Raw genomic sequence first — 17,846 nt, 5'->3', positions numbered from 1 at the left:
CAATGCACAAAACCATCTGGAATTTTCTGGCCATCGCCGGGCTCGGCATGGCTGTCCAGGGCTGCGTCAGCGCCGATCCGATCGCCTATTCGGGATTGTCATCGTCGGCCGAGCTCGCTCCCAATCCGCGCGATGCCACCGGGCGGGTTCCCTACAGCTATTCGACCACGGTCGACTGGAAACAGTACAGCAGCGTCATCGTCGATCCCGTTGTCATCTATCGTGGCGCCGACGGGCAGTTCGGCAAGATGCCGGCGAGCGACAGGGCGGCAATCGCTGGCTATATGCAGGACCGCTTCACCGAAAGGCTGAAGAGCCGCTTCATGCTCACCGGCAAGCCGGGGCCGAACACGTTGCGCGTGCGGCTGACGCTGACCGGCGCCAAGGCCAACACGCCGGTTCTCGGCACGCTTTCACGCTTCGACATCGCCGGCGGCGTCTACAACACCGTGCAGACCGCGCGCGACCGCGAAGGGTCGCTGACCGGCTCCGTCCTCTACGCCGTCGAGATCTTCGATGCCGGGACCAACCGCCTGCTGAAGGCCTTCGTCGCCAAGCAATATCCAAGCCCGATCAACATCAAGGCCAGCATGCAACCGCTGGCCGCCGCGCAGGCCGGTGTCGACAAGGGAGCGGATGCGCTTGTCGCGCAGCTGAAGTAGCGGCTTCCGAAACGGCGATTGCCGGAACCCAAACCACCAGGAGCGCCCGGCCATGGAGGCCATATCAATTGCCTGGTTCTTCATCTGGCAGCTCTGGTTGACGGCCTTGAGCCTCATCGAAGGACATCCAATGCATCGTGTGATCATTCGTACCCTCATCCTCGTGGCCGCACTGGCGCTGCTCGGCTGCGAACGAAGCGGCCCCTTTGACAAGCCAGGGCAGCCGGCCAAGTCTTCGGCGCGGGCGATGTGGTCGCCGTGATCTACCGGCCTGATGGCAAGATGCCTTCCCGGCTGATGCTCGACCCACCCATGCCGATCCGATGGCGCCATCCCTGCGGTAACTGTTTCTTCTCTGGTTTTGCTGCAGATTGCCCGCGGGTGGGGGCAGGCGAAAACAGACTATGGCGCGTCAGGACGAGAAAAGTCGCAACGGAGAGTTTTGGGCGCTGGCGCTCGAACGCGCTCATCTTGGCGTCTGGGCCTGGGATATTGCAAACGGCAGCTGCTTCTATTCGCCGACATGGTGGCGCATGCTCGGCTATGAGGAGGGCGAGCTTGCCGACACGGCCGATCTGTGGCTGCAACTGACGCATCCCGACGACCGCGAGCGGGCGCTGGCCAGCGGCGACGCCCACATTGCCGGCCTGACCCCGTCGATCGAGACCGAACTCAGGCTGAAGCACAAGCAGGGCCACTGGGTGTGGGTGCTCGATCGCGGCGGCATCGTCGAGCGCGACACGTCCGGAAAGCCGGTCAGGCTGATGGGCGTGCAGACCGACATTTCCAAGCAGAAGGCGGCCGAGGTCGAGCTCGAAAAGGTCAATGTGCGCTTCCGGCTGGCGCTCGCCGCCAGCGGTACCGGCATCTGGCACCACGATATCGCCACCAGCAAGAGCTATTGGGACACCCGCACCCGGGACATATTCGGCCTCGTCGCCGACTCCGACGAGGTGACGGCCGACCTCTGGCATACTTTCCTGCACCCCGACGACAAGGAAGCCACCGAGCGCGCGCACCAGCCGGCACCCGGCTCGGACGGCGTCATCGCGTCGCAGTACCGCATCATCAAGCGCGACGGCGAGATCCGCCATGTCGAATCACTGGTACGCTTCATTGCCGCTGCGGGTGCTGCCGGCCAGATCCTCGGCACGGTGCGCGATATCACCGAGGACAAGCTGCGCGAGCAGGAGTTGGCCTATGCGGCCCGTCACGATGCGCTGACCGGCCTGTGGAACCGCTCCGCCTTCGACAGGCTGCTTGCCGACCACATCGCCACAGGCGTGCCGCTGGCGGTGTTCTATGTCGATCTCGACTACTTCAAGGCACTCAACGACTTCGCCGGCCACGCCGCCGGCGATCTGGCGCTGAAGAGCGTGGCGGCCGGCATTGTCCGCTGCCTGCCGCCATCGGCGCATGCGGCGCGGCTGGGCGGCGACGAATTCGCGCTGCTGGTGCCGCATTGTGACGCCTCGCAGGCCGAGCGGATTGCCACAGCCGTGCTTGGCGCGGTGCGTGAGGCCGATCTCGGCCCAGCCACTTCATCGCGCAAGCTGGCGGCCTCGATCGGCATCGCCTTCATCGACGATGCCAACACCACGGTGGCCGACGCGCTGGCCTGCGCCGACGATGCCTGCTACGCGGCTAAGGCTGCCGGACGCAACCGTTTCGCGGTGTTTTCCGCGACGGTGGAATCGGGGTCGGGTGGGCTTAACGCCGCGCGCATTGCTGCCGACACGGTCGACGCCATGGAAGACGGACGGCTAAAGCTGTTCGGCCAGGAAATCCATCTGCTGGGCAAGCCCTGGCAAGAGAGCCGCCATGTCGAAGTGCTGGCCAGGCTCACGGCGCGCAACGGCCGGCTGGTGCCGCCCTGCGAATTCATTCCGGTGGCCGAGCGGTTCGGCATTGCCGCCAGGCTCGATCGCTGGATCATCCGCACCGCACTGTCGCGGCATGGCGCGGCGTTGCGCTCGGGCGCGCTGACGCTCGGCTTCAACCTGTCGGCGCAGACACTAAGCGATCCCGGGCTGTGGGACTTCGTCGACAGCATCATCGAGCAAACCGGGGCGCCGCATTCCGGCATCGGTTTCGAGATCACCGAGACCGCCGCCGTCACCAATTTCGACGCCGCCGAGACGTTCGTGCGCAAGGCGCGCGAGCGGCGCTGCAAGGTCAGCCTCGACGATTTCGGTGCCGGCATGAGCTCGTTCGAATATCTCAGGCGTTTTCCGGTCGATGCCATCAAGATCGACGGCTCCTTCATCGAGCACATCGCCGAAAGCCGCTTCGACCGCGAGATCGTCTCGGCCATATCGGGCATTGCCCGCAGCGTCGGCTGCGCCGTCGTGGCCGAGAAGATCGAAGAGCCGGAGACGCTCGGCATCCTGCAGTCGATGGGAGTCGATTCCGGCCAGGGTTTTCTGTTGCACCGGCCTGAGCCGCTGGAGCAGATCGTGGCGCGTGCGACCGGGCCGGCAAGCGGGGCACGCAAGGCATCCTGATCAGCCGGTTTGCCGCACCGTCTGATGCGGAAACTCCACCACTCCAGACTCGGGCCGCCTGTGCTGTGCTTCCGCCACCGTCTCGATCAGCAGGTCGAGGGCTTCGCATGTCAAGCGGCTCGTCTCGTCATTGCCGCGCAGATAGTGATAGGCGCGTTCGAGATGGATACGGGCGGCTGAAAAATCGCTGGTCAATGGTCCCTCCATGATCCCGCCCTAATGTATCTTGGCCGGCCCGGCGGAACGCGGGGTAAATATCCACAGGCGGGTTTTATTCAAATGCCGTCGGATCCTGGCCGCGCTGTCAGGAGAGACACCGCGCAACTCTTTGCCCTGCCTTGCGGCACGGGTAGACTGCCAACTTCTTGTCCGAGGCGAGATCGATGATTGTCCAGGCCTGCATCAATGGCGCGCGTCCGCGTGATTTCCACCCGAAGCTGCCGCTGACGACGCAGGCCATGGCCAGCGATGCCGCGGCCTGCGTCGCCGCGGGTGCGGCCGAACTGCATATCCATCCGCGCAACGCCGACGGGCGCGAAAGCCTGGCCGCCGTCGATGAGACGGTGCTTGCCGTGCGCCAGGCCTGCCCGGGCACGCTGATAGGCGTTTCGACGGGCGCCTGGATCGAGAATGATGTCGCGCGGACCCGCGCGGCGATCGCCGGCTGGCGCGAGCTGCCCGATTATGCCTCGGTCAACCTGTCGGAGGCCGACGCGCCCGGCGTGATGGAGCTGTTGCGCCGGCGCGGCGTCGGCATCGAGGCCGGGCTTGCCACGATTGCCGATGCCGAGCGCTTCGTGGCGCTTGCCGACCACAGCCAAGTGCTGCGCATCCTGATCGAGATCGACATCCAGGATTTGTCTGCCGCGCTCGACGAGGCGCACGGCATCGCCGCCGTGCTGGAGCGCGCCGAAGTGCGGCGGCCGATCCTGCTGCACGGCGCCGACGCCACCGTCTGGCCGTTCGTGGAGCTGGCGCAGCAAAAACGTTGGTCGACGCGGGTCGGGCTGGAGGACGGCAGGACGCTGGCCGACGGAACGGTGGCCAAGGATAATGCGGACATCGTCGCGGCGGCCGTGGCGATGTTCCGGTCGGCCCGCTGAACGGCTCAGCCCTGGCCGCCGGCTGGTGCTGCCCATGTGCGAAGGATGTGTTTCTGGATCTTGCCGGATGCGGTGCGCGGCAGCGCGTCGGTGAGCAGGAATTCTTTCGGCACCTTGTAGCGGGCGATGCGGGCGCCGCAATGGCTGGCCAGACCAGCCGGATCGACAACGCAACCGGGTTTCGCCACGATGAAGGCGCGTCCGACTTCGCCCCAGCGTTCGTCGGCGACGCCGATCACCGCGGCCTCTGCGATGGCGGGATGGTCGAGCAGCACCATCTCGATTTCGACCGGAAAAATATTCTCGCCGCCGGAGATGAACATGTCCTTGCGGCGGTCGACGAGGGTGACGAAGCCTTCTTCATCCTGCCGCGCGATGTCGCCGGTGCGGAACCAGCCATCGGCGGTGAAGGCACGGGCCGTCTCTTCGGGCCGGTTCCAGTAGCCTGATGTGATCGAGGGGCCGGACAGCCAGATCTCGCCCGGCTCGCCGACAGCGGCGTCGCTGCCGTCCTCGTCGACAATGCGCAGGCTGATCATCGGTGCGGCAAGGCCGGCCGAGCCTGCCTTGCCTGTGATGCAGTCGGCCTCGACCGGCATGCCAAGCACGGTGCCGGCTTCGGTCATGCCGAAACCGTCGACCATGGGCACGCCTTGCGCCAGCCACCAATTGATGTCGGCGGCCGGGTTGGGCGCGCCGCCGGTGAAGATGGCGGTCAGCGAGGCCCAGTTCGCCGACGCGAAATCCGGATGGTCGCGCAGCATTCTGGCCATCTGCGGCACGCAGAAATAATGGGTGACGCCAAGGGCGGGATCGGCGAGGCGACGGTTGGTGGCGCCGGCGTCGAAGCCGGGTGAGATCAGCACCGTGCCGCCCTGCAGCAGCGGCGGACGCAGATTGGTGATCAGGCCGATGACATGGAACATCGGCGCGTCGCAGAGGAAGATGCTGGCATTGCCGACCCGGCCCAGCACGCCGAAATTGACCGCCGTGGCAAAGGCATTGCGCTCGGTGACGATGACGCCCTTTGGCCGGCCTGACGTGCCCGACGTGTAGAGGATGATCGAGGGCGCATCGTCGGCGGGCAGGGGACGGCGCGGCGCCGGCGCCTCTGCCTCCACCGCCGCTGTGAAGGCGGCGACATCGATGGCGATGCAGCGCCCGGGCAACGCCGCCTGCGGGGCGGCGTCATGCAACAGCAGCGCCGGATCGCAATCGGCAAGGATCGCCTGCTGTTCCGCACTGGCGAGCCGCCAGTTGACCGGCACGAAGATGGCGCCAAGCCGCATCGCGGCCTGTTGCAGGATCAACAGGTCGGCGCTGTTGCGGGCAAGCGTGGCGATCCGTTGCCCCTGTTCGACGCCGTAGCCGGTTTCGAGAACGCCGACGGCGCGCTGGATGGCCTCGTCGAGCGCGGCATAGGTCCAGCGCCGGTCGGATGCGAGGTCGACACAAGCGAGACGATCCGGCTGCGCCCTGGCATGCAGGGCCACGGGATCTGGCGTTGTCCAGGCCGGCATGCGCATCTCCTCCCAGATTGCGTCGGTGGCTTATGGCGTCATCTGGCCTTGTCGTAAGCGCCGAGACCGGGCTTGTAGCTCTTTTCATCGATGAACTGGCGGATGCCTTCCTTGCGGCCTGAATTGTCGTGGAAGTTCGCCGCCTCCTGCGCCCGCACCAGATAATCCTCGGCATTGTCGTAGGTCATCTCGGTGACGCGGCGGATGGCATCCTTCGTCGCCTTCAGCGCAATCGGGTTCTTCTTCAGCAAGGTGTTCGCGACCTCGGTGACGCGCGCCTTCAGCCCGGCCAGCGGCAGGCTTTCATTGACCAGCTTCCAGGCGGCGGCCTTTCTGCCGTCGATCAGTTCGCCGGTCAGTGCGTGGTACATGGCGTCGCGCATCGACAGGAGGTCGACCACCACCTTGGTGGCGCCGCCGCCGGGCAGGATGCCCCAGTTGATCTCGGACAGCGCGAACTGCGCCTCGTCGGCGGCAAAGGCGAGGTCGCAAGCGAAGAGCGGGCCATAGCCGCCGCCAAAGCACCAGCCATTGACCATGGCGATGGTCGGCTTGCCGTACCAGCGCAGCCGCCGCCACCAGCCATAGGCTTCGGACTGCGCCTTGCGGATGGCACCAAGACCCTTGGCTTCGGTCTCGCGGAAATATTCCTTGAGGTCCATGCCCGCCGACCAGGCGCTGCCTTCGCCCGACAGCACCAGCACGCCGACATCGTCGCGGAATTCAAGCTCGTCGAGAACCTCCATCATGCGCCGGTTGAGCGCCGGGTTCATGCAATTGCGCTTGTCCGGCCGGTTGAAACGCACCCAGGCGATGCCGTTCTCGACATCGAAGGCAACGGTCTCTTCGGTCATGGTCAGTGTCCTCCCGATCCACCACAGCTGTGGAATATTGCTATGCAGCATAGCTATCTCAATTGCTATGTCGCATAGTCTTTTTCGCTTGACAAGAGGGGGGGATCGCGGCGATCGGTTGCAGCATGGATGATACAGAGGTTCACGCCAGCAGCGGCGCGCCGGGTCTGAGGTCCGAGGACACGCTCGACGCGCAGATCGGCTACAATCTCAGGCGTGCCTCGGCCTTCGCGCTCAACGATTTTTCGGTCGAGCTGGCCGAGGCGGCGCTGCGCCCGGTGACCTACGGCATGCTGGCGCTGATCGATGAGCGGCCTGGCATCCGCGCGGCCGAACTCTGCCGCCTGCTCGGCATGAAGAGCGCCAACATGGCGCCGCTGCTCGCAGAGTTAGAAGAGCGCGGACTGGTCGAACGCGACGACCATGCGCAGGACAAGCGCGTGCGGATGCTGACCCTGACGCAGGCGGCCAGACAGGCCATGCCGGGATGGCGACAACAGGTTCGGCGGCACGAGGACCGGTTCCTGCACCGGCTGACGAAGAAGGAGCGGGCAACGCTGCTGCGCATGCTGCGCCTGATCTGGACGGACGAAGACTGAGGGCTACTTGGTCTCCGTGTCCGGCGCCGAAAGCCGCAGCACCAGCGCGGCGAGCGCGATCAGCGGCGGGATTACGAAGCACCAGACATTGGCGAAGGCATAGCCGAGCGCGGCGGCCGCGCAGCCGGCGGCGAAGACGGCGACCGCCGCCGCCATGCGCCGCAGTCGGGCAATGAGCGCCGGGCGGGCCTCCGGTGCCGTGCCGCCGATGAGGTCGGCGAGGTCGAGCATGATCTGGGTGGTGGTGCCGGTCATCAGCGTCGAGGGTGGTGCTGCCGCCAGATGGACGCGGTGCACCGCATTCTGGATCGCCATCGCGGCGACCAGCACCATGCCGGTGACGATCGCGGCCGCGCTGTCGCCGCTGGCGAAGGGGCCGAAGCGGATCGCCAGCGCGGCGCCGGTGATAAGCAGCGCCAGTTTGGTCGCCAGCAGGACTCCAAGCGCCTGATGCCCCCGCCGGCGCAGGCGTTCGCCGGCCAGCCGGGTCAGGATGACGACGATGCAGAACACCGGCAGCGCCAGCAGCTTTGCCGCCACGCCCGAAATGCCCAGCACCAGCGAGGCGCCGACCGTGACGAAGTTCCCCGTCACATGCGCGGTGAACAGGCCCTGCAGCGCCAGGAAGCCGGCCGTGTCGACATAGCCGCCATTGAGGCTCAACAGCAGCGGCAGCGTGGGTTTCATGGCGTCGTCACTGGGGCCAGGAAACGGTCGGGCGCCAGCGCTGCGGCGCTGACACCGAGGGCCGTGACATCCTCAGGCAAGGGCAGGCCGTGCAACAGCGCCGAGCTCAGCCTGGCCAGCGTCAGCGACACCTGGAAACCGTAGCCGCCCTGGCCGCCGAGCCAGAAGAAGCCGGGCAGGCGCGGGTCGAAGCCGGCAACCGGCGTGCGGTCGGGCGCGAAGGTGCGCAGGCCCGCCCACGGCGTCGAGGGCCGGCCGATGCGCATCGACGTCGCCTGTTCGATGCGGTCGACGCCGATGGCGACGTCGAGGTCTTCCGGATACGCGTCGCAAGGCTCGGAATCGGTTTCGTCGGCGAGCGAGCCGATCAGCCTGCCGGCATCCGGTTTGAAGTAGAATTGTTCGTGCAAATCGACCACCAGCGGCCAGCGGGCGATGTTGGTGCCGGCAGGCGGATCGAACAGGAAGGCCGTGCGGCGTTTCGGCTGGAAGCCGAGGCCGGAGAGCCCGGCCAGGCCGGCGACGACATCGACCCAGGCGCCGGCGGCGTTGACGACGATGTCGGCCTGATAGACACCGGCGCTTGTTTCCACCCGCAAGCCGCCGCCGTCGGGCGAAATGGCACGGACCTCCTCGCCGGTGCGGATGGTGCCGCCGCTCGCCTTCAGCGCCGAGGCGCAGGCTGCCAGCATCTTGTCCGTGTCGACGTCCACCGCGTCCGGCTCATAGACGCCGCCGCAGCTGGCCTCGGCTGTAATGACCGGGACCATCGCATGCAGCTCGGCCGCCGACAGGCGCCGCACGCTGGGCACCAGCGCCTGCAATTCGCTGGCCAGCCGGTCTATTGCCGCGCCGTCGCCGCGCCAGCCGACATGCAGCGCGCCGCGCCGATGGGCGACGAAGCCGCCCTCGACGATTGCCTGCCGGCTGGCCAGCGTCAGCCCGCGCACCACCCGGTTGCCATAGGTCTCGGTGAACAGAGCGGCGGAGCGGCCGCTGGCGTGGTAGCCGAGATGCGGCTCGCGCTCGAGGACGGTGACGGCGGCCCAGTCCCGGACGGCGGCAGCCAGCGACAGGCCGGCAATGCCACCACCGATGACGACGATTTTTGGGGAGGGATTCGACTGCATCCAACAGTCGTAAAAATGATTTCGTATCCAGTCAAACTGCGCGACCGCCCCTCGGTCGTTTGCGCCTTGAAGCCGGACGCGTTGCCGCCGGTCTAGACCGGCGTGCATTCCCCCGCGTCCAGCAGCCACTGTCGCACGGCTTGCGTCGGCTCGGGGTGGCGCTGTTTTCTCGGCATCACGACATAGAAATCCTGGGTGCCGCGCATTTCGCCACGGACCGGCTGGACCAGCCGGCCGGCGGCGAGATCGGCGGCGACGAGGAAGCGGCTGGCCAGCGCGATGCCCTGGCCGGCGATGGCGGCGTCGATGGCGAGGCTGGTCTGGTTGAAGCGCATGCGTTTGAGCTCGGCCGTCATCCTCAGGCCGACCGCCTTTTCCATGAATTCCGGCCACAGATTGTGCGCGTCGTGCAGCAGGACGTGATGCTGGATTTCGGCCGCCGCGATTTCGGTCGTGCCGGCCGGCAGCAGGGCCGGGCTGCAGATGGCGACGATCTGCTGGGGAAACAACAGGTCGACGATCAGGCCGGCGCCGAAGGGCGGGCGGCCTTGCCTGACAGCAATGTCGACGCCATCGGCCTGGAAACTCGACAGGCTTTCGCTGGCCAGCACGCGCAGGTCGACCAGCGGATTGTGCGCCACGAAATCCTGCAGCCGGGGGATCAGCCATTTGGTGGCGAAGCTCGGCGTGACGCTGATCGTCAGCCGCGCCGGCTCGGGGCGCAGCAGCAAGGTTGCCTCCGAGATCAGGTCGAAGGCGCGGCGGATGTTGGGCACATAGGCGCGACCCTCATCGGTCAGCGCCAGGCCGCGCGGCAGCCGCTCGAACAGCTTCGTGCCGAGATCCGCCTCCAGCCCGCGAATGTGCTGTGCGACCGCCCCTTGCGTGACGTTCAGCTCCTCGGCGGCGATGCGGAAGTTGAGATGACGCGCCGAGGCCTCGAAGGCGCGCAGCGCATTCAACGGTGGCAGGCTCAGGAAGGCTTCGGGCATGCAGGAGTTTTTCTACTGGTTGATTTCAGGCATTCTGGTTCGAACCGGGCGGAAAGACCAGCTATATCAGCGCCCACGATCCAAAATCACCGCTTGCGGTGTCTGCCAACCCGAAAAGGAAAACCCAATGAGTGTAGAAAAAGTGGCTGTTATCGTGGCCGGTGGCAGCGGCATGGGGGCGGCGGCGGCCAAGCGCCTGGCGGCGGACGGCTTCAAGGTCGCCATCCTGTCCTCCTCGGGCAAGGGCGAGGCGCTGGCGAAGGAGCTGGGCGGGCTCGGCGTCACCGGCTCGAACCAGTCGAATGACGATCTGCAGCGCCTCGTCGACCTGACGCTGGAGCGCTATGGCCGCATCGACGTGCTGGTCAACAGCGGCGGCCACGGTCCGCGCGCGCCGATACTGGAGATCACGGACGAGCAGTGGCACACCGGCATGGATGTCTACCTGCTCAACGTCGTCAGGCCGGTGCGTATCGTGGCGCCGCAAATGGTCAAGCAGAAGGGTGGCGCCATCATCAACATCTCGACCGCCTGGGTCGCCGAGCCGAGCCCGATGTTCCCGACCTCGGCCGTGTTCCGCGCCGGTCTTGCCGCCTACACCAAGATCTTTGCCAACACCTATGCCGCAGACAATGTGCGCATGAACAATGTGCTGCCCGGCTGGATAGACAGCCTGCCGGCCACCGAGGAGCGCCGCGACAGCGTGCCGATGCAGCGCTACGGCACGAGCGAGGAGATCGCCGCGACCATTGCCTTCCTGGCTTCGGAAGGTGCTGGCTATATCACTGGGCAGAACATCCGTGTGGATGGGGGCATCATCCGCGCTATTTGAGGCCGGCAATGGCGGGTGCCGCATCTCGGCGGCACCCAGCCAGCGTTTCGACCATTGCGCCAGGTGCTTCGAACGGTCATCCTCAACCCATGAGGAGGAGGGACCATGTCCGACACTTTTCTGCGCCTGGTTCCGAATGATCCACACTGGCATCCCGACGAAGCGGCTGCCAGGGCAGCCGTGAAGATTGCGCGCGGATTGTTCCCGCTGGCCGAGCATGTCGCCGTCGAATACGAAGAAGGCGTGACTTTCTTCGACGCCGGAGCCAACACGGAAAGCATCCATTGCCCGTTTTGCGGCAGCAACCTGGAGGATTGGTGGGGCGAGGCAATGGACCAGGCCGCCACGTCACGCTTCGAAGACCTTTCGGTCACCACGCCGTGCTGCCACAAGGCCTCGTCGCTGAACGATTTGCGCTATGTGTGGCCGGCGGCGTTCGGGGTCTGCGCGCTGACCTGGCGAATCCCGGTGCAGCCTCCCTGGCCAGCGAGCAGTTGCGGACGATCGAACAAGCCATGGGTTCGCCACTGAAGGCGATCTGGCAGCATTTGTGAGGCTGTCGAACGCGTCTCAGTTGATGGCGGAACCAAGCATCGGAGGCGTGGCATGAGGAGCTTTTTGAACGAGGTCGAACGCACGTTTCCTCCAATGCTGCGAATGCCGGAAGAATTGCAGATGGCATTCCGCTGGATGGAGGAAAACGGCTTCGTTCGAAACGAGGCCATTCGCTATGCTTCGCTGTACCCGTCAACAGTGGTCCAAAGACAAGCGATAGCCAATAGCTATTTCACCGTGGTCGATCCCGACCTGATGAGTGCGTGGCTGGGCAATGACGATCCTTCCGTGACGGGCCGGGTGGCTCCGTTCATTGTTACTGGAGGCGATGGGTCGCAGGCGGGAATTTGGATGGACGACAACGGCGTGCAGCGCTTCGTGCATCTGGGATCCGGATCAGGATCGACCTTGTCCTGTGTGCTGGCGGACAATGCCGTCGATTTCTTGCGCTTGCTAGCCATCGGCTACGAAGAAATCTGCCGGCCAGAAGTCTTCACACTGACGCCTGAGGACGCCTACACAAATGAGCATCGCGGGGATGAGCACGCTATTCCTTACCGCGCGCCCGTCGAGTTCAGGCATTGGGTCGAATCCACTTTTCATGTGACCGTGCCAAGGACTGCTTCCCAGATCGTCACGTGCGTGGCGGATATGGATGCAGTCTTTTCGGACGATCCGTTCTGGCAATGGGCCCGCAAGGCAGCCGGATGATCGTGCTGGCTGAAGCTCCTGTGCTCAAGTCGACAGGTCGCCGAGAAGCGGGCGGAGTTGAGGGCGAACGCGGACACGCAGCAAGAGCCGGCTAGCACTCAACGCTGCCTACGCGGTCAGGGCCTCTGGCTGTTCGAAAAGCGTATGAAGCTCGGAGGCCGGCATCGGGCGGCCAAACAACCAGCCCTGGACGTCCGTGCAGCCATTCTCCCGGACCAGGCGATACTGGTCCTCGGTCTCGACGCCTTCGGCGGTCGTCGTCATGCCGAGCGTGGTGCCGAGTTCGGCGACGGCCTTGACGATCGCCCGGCTTTCGCTGCTCTCGCACATCAGGCTGACGAAGCTGCGGTCGATCTTGATGCGGTTGAACGGGAACGACCTGAGATAGCTCAGCGAGGAATAGCCAGTGCCGAAATCGTCCATGGCTATGGAGATGCCGAGGTCGCGCAGGCTGTGCAGCGTGTTTAGCGTGTTTTCGTTGTTCGCCAGCAGCACCGACTCGGTGATCTCCAGCTCGAGCCGTGACGGCAGCAGGCCCGAAGCCGCGAGCGCCGCGGCAACCTGAAGCGGCAGCCCCTGTTGTTTGAACTGGGCCGGCGAGAGATTGACCGCGACCTTGACGGGCAGGGGCCATTGCACGGCATCGGCGCAGGCACGTCGCATGATCCACTCGCCAAGCGCGTCGATGACGCCCGTCTCCTCGGCCAGTTGGATGAACTCCGACGGCGGCAGCAGACCGAGGCGCGGATGGTTCCATCGCACCAGCGCTTCGAAGCCGGTGAGTTGCGAGGTCTTTGCGTCATGCAACGGTTGATAGTGCAGGACGAACTGTTCCTTCTTCACGCCGAGCGCCAGTTCGGATTCGAGTTGGCGCCGCTCCTGCAGTCTCGCGTCCATTCCTGGCTCGAACGACCTGCAGGTGCCGCGGCCTTCCATCTTGGCCTTGTACAAGGCCAGGTCGGCATTGCGGATAAGGGTTTCCGAATTTTGCCCGTCGTCGGGGAAAACCGCGATGCCGATGCTGCCGCCGATGTTGATCTTGTGGCCCTGGATGGGGAATTCGTCGGACAGGGCATGAATGACGCGGCTTGCCAGCACGCCGGCCTCGTCGTTGCCGTCGAGCAGGAGTTGAATGATGACGAACTCGTCGCCGCCAATTCTCGCCACCATGGCGGTTTCGCCGGCATGCTGTTTCAACCGCGTCGCCACCGCCCCGAGCAGTTCGTCGCCGATCGGATGACCGAGCGTGTCGTTGACCGGTTTGAAACGATCGAGATCGACGCAATGGACGGCCAGCTTCTCGCCGTCCCTGAGGCTTCTCAGCGCCTCGTCCATCGTTTCGGCCAGGAGGCCTCGGTTGGGCAGGCCGGTGAGAATGTCATGCGTGGCCAGGTGCTGGATCTCGGCGGTGCGTTCCTCGACCCGCCGCTCCAGGGTCTCGGCAGCCTCGACCTGCATCGTCATTGTCCGTCCGATCGCGTACCAGCAGGCCAGCGCCAGCAGCGTGACCACCGCGACCGCCGCATAACCGGCCAGTTCGAATTCACGCACGGACTGGACGTCCAGGTTGCTGTCGAAATTGCTGTTGGGGAAACCGGCCCAAAGACGCCATGCGCTTCTGGGATCGTTGAGCGAGAGCGGAATGACTTCGGAATAGATCAGATTGGGATCGGCCGCCGTGAAGGCACGGGAATCCGCCGCGAGCGCCGTGGACATCTTGTGCTGGTCGGACTCAAAGCCGTAGCCTGAATTGACTATGACGTAGTCGGTGCTCGGCAACAGTTTGCGCAGCGCCGAGGTGAGCATGATCGCCGAGACGGAGCCGCGCAGGCTGCCGTCCTGGCCGAACACCGGGACCGAGAGGATGAAGCCGGAGCGGTCCGCGTCGTTGCCGGTATGGATGAAATCGGTGTTGTCGCAGGTGATGAGCTCCTTGGTGCCGATGATCGGCACGTTGAGCCCGTCGATGGCGCTCGAATTCGGATAGTTGGCCTTCAGCCAGGCAAGCTGCTTTGCCAGCTCATGGTATTCATAGGTCTCGACCTCTTCCGGCGGGCGGGTCAGCGCATCCTCATCGAGCTTCGCGTGCTTGGCGCCGGCGGCGGCATCGGATCTCGCCTTGGCATTCACGATCAGCTGGTCGAATTGGAGGATCGGCTCCTCGAGCTTGCCGGTCACCGCGTCGAAGCGGTCCGGATTGAAATCCAGCGGCAGGAAGTAAACCTCGGAAATCGAGACGTTGTTGGCGAGGTTGTTGTAGATCTGCTGGATCGTCGCGCGGCCTTCGTCGCCCAGATTGGTACCGTGCCGGTCGAGGTTTCGGACGCTGGGCAGATAGGTCAAGGTCCGGACATTTTCATAGACGGCCCGCAAGGCGTCTTCGACCGTCTTGGCCGTCGCTCTGGATGCTGCCTGGGAATTCTCGAGATAGCGCTCCTTGGCCAGCGCGAAATTTCGCTGGGCATCGATATGCAAGGCCGCCAGCGTCGCCGCGCCGGTCAACAGGATCACAACAAATCCGGCCGCTCGCCTGAATGCGTTCATCAGCGTCCCACCATCGAGTGACGAGGGATACCGCAGAGCGGTTTAGGAAGCGCTAATGGTATATGTCTTTCTTTACCGGTCCGAGCGTTGCGGCGCATCGCCGGGGCGGGCAGGCCAAACCTGGCAAGGCGGTTCAGTTCGCTGGCGCTGCCTGTTGGTCGGCGTCGGTGAGCGTGCCGAGAAAGGCGACGATGTCGTCGATCTCGGCGTCGGTCAGCGCCGGTTTGTCGCCGGGCTTCTTGCCGTTGAACGGCGGATCCTGATTCAAGTTCGGCCAGTAAGCCTTTGGCAGATCGTCATATTGCCTGACCGTACCGTCGGCGTTTTTGGGGTACCAATGGCCGGGATCGGTATCGCGGCTGGCGTAGAAGGCGACGGCGTCGCGCAGCGTGTGGAAGGTGCCGTTGTGGAAGAAGCTCTTGCGCAGCGCGACGTTGCGCAGCGTCGGCGTCTTGAACAGCCCGCAATATTCGCTGCGGCCGTGGAAGTCGGTGCGCAGCGGGCCGCACAGGCCGAGATCGACATAGGCCGGATCGGCGTTGGCGGGTATCGCCGCGTTGCGCGGTACGGCGATGGCGATCAGGCCGAAATCGGTGAATTGCGGCGGCTCGCCGTCATTGGCGGGTTCGCTGAGGTGACAGCTGGCGCAATTGCCTTTGGTCTCGTCCTCGAACAGCGCACGGCCGCGCATCTCCTGCGCCGTGAGCTCAGCCTTGCCGGCGAGGAAAGCATCGTAGCGGCTGGAATAGGGGTAGAAATCGGCGGCACTCTGCTCGAAGGTGCCAAGCGCCTCGGCAGCGGCGTCGAAGGCATCACGCGGGCGGTCGAACACGTCGGCGCCGAAGGTTGCTTTGAACGCGTCGGCATAGGCCGATTTGCGCAAGGCGGCGGCGACGGCGGCTTCGTCCTTGTTGGACATCTCGAAGGGCGAGAGCAGGGGGATCTTCGCCTGGTCCTTGCCATGGTCGGCGCGGCCGTCCCAGGTCAGGCCGCCGGTCGGACCATTGTCGACGCTCTCGTCGCCTTCGTCTTCGGAATCGTAGAAATGTTCGGTGAAGGCGGGCGCCGCCTGGAGATAGCGCAAAGAGGGGACGGCGCGCACGCCCGGCTGGTCGAGGTTTGGCCCACCCATTTCGACCGGCGCGGCCGAGGCCGGGCCGAAGGCGTGGCGCGGGTCATGGCAGGACGAGCAGGCCTGCTTGCCGGATGCCGACAGCGCGGGGTCGAAGAACATTTTTTTGCCAAGCGCGGTCAGTGCCTCGGCGCGCGCATAGGCCTGCACGCGCGACATCGGGCCGGGGTGGACGCCATCCGGTGCTGCCGTGTTTGCGGGCGCGGCGAAGCTTACCACCGATGCCGCGGCGATTACTGCCGCCCGGCTTTTCCATCGTCCCATTGCCATAGCTGCAGTCCGTTTTCGATCCCGCAACTAAGTATCCTGTGCAACGGATTCATGACCCGGCCTGACGTTCACGAAACCGTGTTCGAGGGGTCGGCAAATGTCACAAAGGTGACAAGGCATGGAAGTAGCTCAATTCCTGTATTTTCGTTGCCCATGCGTGCCGTCCTTCAGCCAGCCACGAGGCATCTTCCCCATGACCCAATCGACCATGACCAGGTCCTTTCTCTCGCTCTGCCTCGCCACCACGGCCCTGGCATCGCTCACCCCCACCGCCAACGCAGCCCCTCCCGGCTACGACAAGATCGACACCGTCGTCGTCATCTACGCCGAGAACCGCAGCTTCGATAATCTCTATGGCGGCTTCCCCGGCGCCAATGGGCTGGCCAATATTACAGCCGACCAGGCGCGCCAGCTGGACCGTGACGGCAAGCCGCTTGCCGAACTGCCGCCGGCCTGGGGCGGGCTGACCGGCAAGGGGGTGACGCCTGTTGTGACCGAGGCGCAGTCGGCGCATCTCGCCAATGCCAGCTTCGCCATCGACGATGCTGCCGGATTCAACGAGAAGACCTCCGTCATCACCCGTGATCTCTGGCACCGCTTCTACCAGGAGCAGATGCAGATCGACGGCGGGAAGAACGACAAGTTCGTCGCCTGGGCTGATTCCGGCGGTCTTGTCATGGGCCATTATGACGGCTCCGTCCTGCCGATGTGGGCCGTGGCGAAGAAATATGTGCTGGCCGACAATTTCTTCCAGGGCGCCTTTGGCGGCTCCTTCCTCAACCATTTCCAGATCGCCTGCGCCTGCGCGCCGGTCTATCCACATGCCGACACCAGCCCGGTGAAGGGGCAGATCGCCGTCGTCGAGGCTGATGGCAAGACGCTGAAGGTGGCCGACAACTCGCCGGCCTCGGCCCTCGGCGGCGCGCCGAAATTCGTCAATGACGGTGCCATCACGCCCGACTTCTACGCCGTCAACACCATGCAGCCGCCCTATCAGCCGAGCGCCAACAAGCCGATCGAAGGCGGCGACAAGGCCTTGGCCGATCCAGCACAGCCGACGACGCTGCCGCCGCAGCACGACATCACCATCGGCGACCTGCTGTCGCTCAAAGGCATAGACTGGGCCTGGTACTCCGGCGCCTGGCAGGCAACGCTCGACGGCAAGAACGCGACGCCTGTGCCGAACTTCCAGTTCCACCATCAGCCCTACAATTACTTCGCCGCCTACGCGCCCGGCACAGCCGCGCGGGCCGAGCATCTCAAGGATGGCGGCATGGATGGCGTTGCCTTCATCAAGGACATGGACGACGGCAAGCTGCCGGCGGTCACCTTCTACAAGCCGCAGGGCAATCTCAACGAGCATGGCGGCTACACCGATGTGGCGAGCGGCGACCAGCATCTCGCCGACCTCGTTTCGCATCTGGAGAAGAGCCCGCAATGGAGCCACATGCTGGTCGTCGTCACCTATGACGAGAATGGCGGCTTCTGGGACCATGTCGCGCCGCCCAAGGCCGACCGCTGGGGACCGGGCAACCGCATCCCGGCCTTCATCATCTCGCCCTATGCGAAAATGGGCACGGTCGACCACACGCAATACGACACGACGTCGATCCTGCGCTTCATCACCGCGCGCTACGATTTGCCGGTGCTGACCGGCATCGTCGCCCGCGACAAGGCGCTGCGCAACAACGACCAGCCGCCGATGGGCGACCTGAGTGCCGCGCTTGATCTCAGCCGGTAGAGCAATTCCA

At 65.0% G+C, this 17,846-nt stretch carries 17 protein-coding genes; 9 read left to right on the top strand and 8 right to left on the bottom strand.

All coding sequences use genetic code 11. From position 1 onward, the window contains the following. Nucleotides 1–2 precede the first annotated feature (2 nt). The 3 genes from AC1D05_RS21020 to AC1D05_RS21010 all read left to right on the top strand — a co-directional run bounded on the left by AC1D05_RS21020 (nt 3) and on the right by AC1D05_RS21010 (nt 3,166). Nucleotides 3–662 (top strand): DUF3313 domain-containing protein, encoded by a 660-nt coding sequence (locus AC1D05_RS21020; protein ID WP_477443607.1) that lies wholly within the window; start codon nt 3–5, stop codon nt 660–662. 52 nt (nt 663–714) lie between these two features. After that, on the top strand, nt 715–924 hold the full coding sequence (locus tag AC1D05_RS21015) for a hypothetical protein (protein ID WP_477443605.1): 210 nt from the start codon (nt 715–717) through the stop codon (nt 922–924). A gap of 142 nt (nt 925–1,066) precedes the next feature. Beyond that, complete coding sequence (locus AC1D05_RS21010) at nt 1,067–3,166, top strand: EAL domain-containing protein (RefSeq protein ID WP_477443604.1); 2,100 nt, start codon at nt 1,067–1,069, stop codon at nt 3,164–3,166. Here the strand turns inward: AC1D05_RS21010 and AC1D05_RS21005 are convergent, their stop codons facing one another. Next, a complete protein-coding gene (locus AC1D05_RS21005; RefSeq protein ID WP_477443602.1) occupies nt 3,167–3,361 on the bottom strand; it encodes a hypothetical protein in 195 nt (64 codons plus the stop codon). Between the two features lie 188 nt (nt 3,362–3,549). Here AC1D05_RS21005 and AC1D05_RS21000 point away from each other — a divergent pair, with 188 nt between their 5' ends. Further along, the gene (locus AC1D05_RS21000) at nt 3,550–4,269 is read left to right on the top strand and encodes a 3-keto-5-aminohexanoate cleavage protein (protein ID WP_477443600.1); all 720 of its coding nucleotides are present in this window, start codon (nt 3,550–3,552) and stop codon (nt 4,267–4,269) included. Nucleotides 4,270–4,274: 5 nt separating this feature from the next. On the opposite strand, the gene AC1D05_RS20995 is transcribed toward AC1D05_RS21000, so the two are convergent. Continuing rightward, entirely contained in the window at nt 4,275–5,795 is a 1,521-nt protein-coding gene (locus tag AC1D05_RS20995; RefSeq protein ID WP_477443598.1) for an AMP-binding protein, read from the bottom strand. A 32-nt stretch (nt 5,796–5,827) separates the two neighbouring features. Then, nucleotides 5,828–6,643, bottom strand: a complete 816-nt coding sequence (locus AC1D05_RS20990) for a p-hydroxycinnamoyl CoA hydratase/lyase (protein WP_477443596.1) — start codon at nt 6,641–6,643, stop codon at nt 5,828–5,830. Nucleotides 6,644–6,768: 125 nt separating this feature from the next. Here AC1D05_RS20990 and AC1D05_RS20985 point away from each other — a divergent pair, with 125 nt between their 5' ends. After that, nucleotides 6,769–7,242: a MarR family winged helix-turn-helix transcriptional regulator gene (locus AC1D05_RS20985; protein ID WP_477443594.1), complete on the top strand. Its 474-nt coding sequence runs from the start codon at nt 6,769–6,771 to the stop codon at nt 7,240–7,242. 3 nt (nt 7,243–7,245) lie between these two features. Here AC1D05_RS20985 and AC1D05_RS20980 read toward each other — a convergent pair whose 3' ends face one another. From AC1D05_RS20980 to gcvA, 3 genes are all read right to left on the bottom strand, one after another. Next, nucleotides 7,246–7,929, bottom strand: a complete 684-nt coding sequence (locus tag AC1D05_RS20980) for a YoaK family protein (RefSeq protein ID WP_477443593.1) — start codon at nt 7,927–7,929, stop codon at nt 7,246–7,248. Next, nucleotides 7,926–9,059, bottom strand: coding sequence for an NAD(P)/FAD-dependent oxidoreductase (locus tag AC1D05_RS20975; protein WP_477443591.1), 1,134 nt, complete (start codon nt 9,057–9,059; stop codon nt 7,926–7,928). The genes AC1D05_RS20980 and AC1D05_RS20975 overlap by 4 nt, the downstream gene beginning before the upstream one ends. Before the next feature lie 92 nt (nt 9,060–9,151). Then, nucleotides 9,152–10,051, bottom strand: a complete 900-nt coding sequence (gene gcvA / locus AC1D05_RS20970; protein ID WP_477443589.1) for a transcriptional regulator GcvA — start codon at nt 10,049–10,051, stop codon at nt 9,152–9,154. A 127-nt stretch (nt 10,052–10,178) separates the two neighbouring features. Between gcvA and AC1D05_RS20965 the strand changes: the two genes are divergently transcribed. The 3 genes from AC1D05_RS20965 to AC1D05_RS20955 all read left to right on the top strand — a co-directional run bounded on the left by AC1D05_RS20965 (nt 10,179) and on the right by AC1D05_RS20955 (nt 12,149). Further along, nucleotides 10,179–10,883, top strand: a complete 705-nt coding sequence (locus AC1D05_RS20965) for an SDR family oxidoreductase (protein ID WP_477443587.1) — start codon at nt 10,179–10,181, stop codon at nt 10,881–10,883. 105 nt (nt 10,884–10,988) lie between these two features. Then, nucleotides 10,989–11,414 carry a hypothetical protein gene (locus AC1D05_RS20960; RefSeq protein WP_477443586.1) on the top strand — a complete coding sequence of 142 codons (426 nt, stop codon included), beginning with the start codon at nt 10,989–10,991 and terminating at the stop codon, nt 11,412–11,414. 75 nt (nt 11,415–11,489) lie between these two features. Beyond that, complete coding sequence (locus AC1D05_RS20955; protein ID WP_477443584.1) at nt 11,490–12,149, top strand: hypothetical protein; 660 nt, start codon at nt 11,490–11,492, stop codon at nt 12,147–12,149. Between the two features lie 108 nt (nt 12,150–12,257). On the opposite strand, the gene AC1D05_RS20950 is transcribed toward AC1D05_RS20955, so the two are convergent. Together AC1D05_RS20950 and AC1D05_RS20945 are read right to left on the bottom strand one after the other, a co-directional pair. Further along, entirely contained in the window at nt 12,258–14,693 is a 2,436-nt protein-coding gene (locus tag AC1D05_RS20950) for a putative bifunctional diguanylate cyclase/phosphodiesterase (RefSeq protein ID WP_477443582.1), read from the bottom strand. A 133-nt stretch (nt 14,694–14,826) separates the two neighbouring features. Then, nucleotides 14,827–16,095 (bottom strand): cytochrome-c peroxidase, encoded by a 1,269-nt coding sequence (locus AC1D05_RS20945; RefSeq protein ID WP_477443580.1) that lies wholly within the window; start codon nt 16,093–16,095, stop codon nt 14,827–14,829. A 208-nt stretch (nt 16,096–16,303) separates the two neighbouring features. Here AC1D05_RS20945 and AC1D05_RS20940 point away from each other — a divergent pair, with 208 nt between their 5' ends. Continuing rightward, a complete protein-coding gene (locus AC1D05_RS20940; RefSeq protein WP_477443793.1) occupies nt 16,304–17,836 on the top strand; it encodes an acid phosphatase in 1,533 nt (510 codons plus the stop codon). Nucleotides 17,837–17,846 lie beyond the last annotated feature (10 nt).

The sequence above is a fragment of the Mesorhizobium sp. P2_E9 genome, from assembly GCF_056403815.1.
The sequence above is the reverse complement of the archived record's forward strand: the minus strand, read 5'-3'. Positions and strand labels throughout refer to the sequence as shown.

What these genes read in the sequence shown, in the direction of transcription:
- AC1D05_RS21020 (WP_477443607.1), top strand. Translation starts at nt 3, where the DNA reads ATGCACAAAACCATCTGGAATTTTCTGGCCATCGCCGGGCTCGGCATG.
- AC1D05_RS21015 (WP_477443605.1), top strand. Translation starts at nt 715, where the DNA reads ATGGAGGCCATATCAATTGCCTGGTTCTTCATCTGGCAGCTCTGGTTG.
- AC1D05_RS21010 (WP_477443604.1), top strand. Translation starts at nt 1,067, where the DNA reads ATGGCGCGTCAGGACGAGAAAAGTCGCAACGGAGAGTTTTGGGCGCTG.
- AC1D05_RS21000 (WP_477443600.1), top strand. Translation starts at nt 3,550, where the DNA reads ATGATTGTCCAGGCCTGCATCAATGGCGCGCGTCCGCGTGATTTCCAC.
- AC1D05_RS20995 (WP_477443598.1), bottom strand. Translation starts at nt 5,795, where the DNA reads ATGCGCATGCCGGCCTGGACAACGCCAGATCCCGTGGCCCTGCATGCC.
- AC1D05_RS20990 (WP_477443596.1), bottom strand. Translation starts at nt 6,643, where the DNA reads ATGACCGAAGAGACCGTTGCCTTCGATGTCGAGAACGGCATCGCCTGG.
- AC1D05_RS20985 (WP_477443594.1), top strand. Translation starts at nt 6,769, where the DNA reads ATGGATGATACAGAGGTTCACGCCAGCAGCGGCGCGCCGGGTCTGAGG.
- AC1D05_RS20980 (WP_477443593.1), bottom strand. Translation starts at nt 7,929, where the DNA reads ATGAAACCCACGCTGCCGCTGCTGTTGAGCCTCAATGGCGGCTATGTC.
- AC1D05_RS20975 (WP_477443591.1), bottom strand. Translation starts at nt 9,059, where the DNA reads ATGCAGTCGAATCCCTCCCCAAAAATCGTCGTCATCGGTGGTGGCATT.
- gcvA (WP_477443589.1), bottom strand. Translation starts at nt 10,051, where the DNA reads ATGCCCGAAGCCTTCCTGAGCCTGCCACCGTTGAATGCGCTGCGCGCC.
- AC1D05_RS20965 (WP_477443587.1), top strand. Translation starts at nt 10,179, where the DNA reads ATGAGTGTAGAAAAAGTGGCTGTTATCGTGGCCGGTGGCAGCGGCATG.
- AC1D05_RS20960 (WP_477443586.1), top strand. Translation starts at nt 10,989, where the DNA reads ATGTCCGACACTTTTCTGCGCCTGGTTCCGAATGATCCACACTGGCAT.
- AC1D05_RS20955 (WP_477443584.1), top strand. Translation starts at nt 11,490, where the DNA reads ATGAGGAGCTTTTTGAACGAGGTCGAACGCACGTTTCCTCCAATGCTG.
- AC1D05_RS20950 (WP_477443582.1), bottom strand. Translation starts at nt 14,693, where the DNA reads ATGAACGCATTCAGGCGAGCGGCCGGATTTGTTGTGATCCTGTTGACC.
- AC1D05_RS20945 (WP_477443580.1), bottom strand. Translation starts at nt 16,095, where the DNA reads ATGGCAATGGGACGATGGAAAAGCCGGGCGGCAGTAATCGCCGCGGCA.
- AC1D05_RS20940 (WP_477443793.1), top strand. Translation starts at nt 16,304, where the DNA reads ATGACCAGGTCCTTTCTCTCGCTCTGCCTCGCCACCACGGCCCTGGCA.